The sequence below is a fragment of the Proteus genomosp. 4 str. ATCC 51469 genome (assembly GCF_003144375.1).
Lineage (GTDB): Bacteria > Pseudomonadota > Gammaproteobacteria > Enterobacterales > Enterobacteriaceae > Proteus.
On the sequence record NZ_PENV01000048.1, the window covers coordinates 1 to 536 of the forward strand.

A 536-nucleotide genomic window follows, 5' to 3' on the forward strand; every position below is an offset into this window, starting at 1 on the left:
TCTAATGACTGGCTACCTTCCACTAAATGACTCTCAATCATAACGCCGATTAATGCTTTTTCACCTGAGCTAATTTGTTGGCAAATATCAGCACCAACTTCCATTTGTTTCTCAAATTTCTTGCAACTATTGGCGTGACTGAAGTCAACCATCACGTTTTGTGGTAAACCTGCTTTTTTAAGCCCTTCTTTTACCGCTGCTACATGTTCAGCGCTGTAATTTGGTTCTTTACCACCACGTAAAATAATGTGGCAATCACCATTACCTGCTGTGCGCACAATGGCTGAATGGCCCCATTTAGTGACAGAAAGAAAACAGTGTGGCGATCCAGCTGCATTGATTGCATCAATAGCAACTTTAATAGTTCCATCTGTGCCATTTTTAAAACCAACAGGACAAGACAAACCAGACGAAAGCTCACGGTGTACTTGAGATTCTGTAGTACGAGCACCAATGGCACCCCAACTCATTAAATCAGCAACGTATTGAGGCGTTATCATATCTAAAAACTCGCCAGCTGTTGGCAAGCCACTATC

The 536-nt window shown here is 42.2% G+C and carries 1 pseudogene; it reads right to left on the reverse strand.

What is annotated here, in order from left to right:
- Window positions 1-536 (reverse strand): annotated as a pseudogene (aroG, locus tag DK866_RS19775) (3-deoxy-7-phosphoheptulonate synthase AroG); the annotation flags it as partial.